This window comes from Mesorhizobium sp. M1066 (genome assembly GCF_040318635.1).
Taxonomy (GTDB): Bacteria; Pseudomonadota; Alphaproteobacteria; order Rhizobiales; family Rhizobiaceae; genus Mesorhizobium.
Map to the genome: position 1 here is coordinate 1 of NZ_JAMYMR010000102.1, position 1,873 is coordinate 1,873.

At 60.1% G+C, this 1,873-nt stretch carries 1 protein-coding gene; it reads left to right on the top strand.

Annotation, left to right across the window (positions count from 1 at the left end):
- Positions 1 to 69 precede the first annotated feature (69 nt).
- Positions 70 to 1,873 (top strand): Ulp1 family isopeptidase (locus NKH52_RS35260; protein WP_352968516.1); only part of this gene is annotated, 1,804 nt, incomplete at its 3' end.

Sequence of the window (1,873 nt, forward strand, 5' to 3'; positions counted from 1 at the left end):
ATGCTAGGTGCCTCGGTGCTGCAGCCGGGTGACTCAACGGCGCGCCATCATGATGCGCCGGATTCGTCAGTGGTTGATCTGAATCCCCCCGCACCGTTCGAGTTGCGTGACCCTGCTCGTTCTGTGCCGGCGGCGGTGCAGCCAGATCCTCCAATAGGGGTCTCCGGTCCCGACAAGCGTCCTCTTTATTCCAACGATGCGACCCTTGTCGAAGGGCTGAGGTCAGCATTGGAGAGCACGGTCAAGCGCCATGTAAATTCTCTTCTCGGCTTTGGTCGTTGGCTCATTGATAATAACAGGCCGGGATTTGCTGCTCGGCTTCACGAGGAGTCGCTGGATCCGGATCTCAAGGAGTACGAGAGCAAGAGTGGCTCCTCGGACGTGGCTAGAGCAGTGGGTCATCTCAAGACGTGGGCGGGCGGAGCGCCAGTGCTGGACCGCGCCGCTGTCCTGAATAATCCCGACCCTGCCGACGCCGCGCTCATCAGAGATTACACAGCGGCTCCCATCAAAGAGTACAAGGCAGCGCCGACCGGGCCGAATCCCGGTACCATTCAGACCTGTGGATCTGCTCCTAGACGTTTCAGTGAATACCTGGTTGAAAACAACAAGCCGGGGATTGCGGCTCGGCTTCACGAGGGGTCGCTGGATGAAGATGCCAGGCGCTATAACAACTCCGGTGGGATCAGTGCACTAGCTCATCTCCGGAGGTTCCCGCCGTACGCCGCACCCGGGCGCGAAATTGCCCTTGCTGCTCGTCCGGAAGACGCAGTCGGCATGGAGGCTGGTGCCATTAGGGACGCCGCTGCGCAGCGCAGCGGGCCGCAGGAGGCATTGGGTCGGCCAGAGAAGCCCCCTGGGAAAGCTAAAGACGGGCGGGTGCTCGGCGCGTTGGAATGGCTAGGCGACGAACATATCCAGAGGGATTACCAGTTCCTGGAGCAGGAGTTGCAGGGGAACAATCCAGATCTCGCCGCCCGGACGCGGTTCGTGGATCCCCTCGTAGCCATTTATCATCTGCGCTTGGGCTCCGAGAGCGACAGGCTAAGCGCATTCCAGCGCATCGTCCATAATCAGAACGGTAACGACACAGCCGACTTCCTGTTCGTGCCAGTGAGCGATGCCGGTACGACTCTTGAGGAGCGCGGCACCCATTGGTCGCTGCTGTTCGTTGATCGCAGCGACCGGGAACGCCCGGTTGCCTATCATTATGACTCCTTCAAGGGATGCAATGACACGCTTGCAGGAGACCTCGCAAAAAATCTGGGCGCCAGCCTGGACACCAGCTCGCTCCGCATCGCCCAGCAGAGCAACGAGCGGGATTGCGGAGTCTACGTGGTGGACGGCACGCGGGCGCTGGTTGGGCGATTGCAATCGCAGCCAGATGACCTGAACCTCAACAACCTCGCCGTCAATCGGCAGGCACTACAAACCCGCCTCAGGGGTGACGATACATTCGGAACGGCAAATAATCTCACGAACTTTGAACTCATGGACCGACAGGCCCGAGACGCGGTTAAGGAAAGCCCCGTTGGGACGTTTCACCAGCAGATCAAGCGGCTCGGCCAGTCAGCGCCAGATGTTGCTCCCGGGGACCCATTTAAATTTCAAAGTCTTGAGAGCAAGGGGGACCCGCAGGAGGAATACAGTTGGCCAGAGTATCTCCCCCCTGGGAAAGCTAATGAAGACGACGCTGTTGTGGCATCGTCTTTCGTGCCAACTGGGCACCATCACCAAGCCTCGGATCCCGCAGAGTCCTTTCGTCCCCTGATCTGGCGCGACGGCGAGCAGCGCGCGCCGGACGAGCGGATCGCTGCACAGGACAGGAGCAACCAGCTATCAAGCGAGGAGGTCCTCATCAACCGTGAGCATG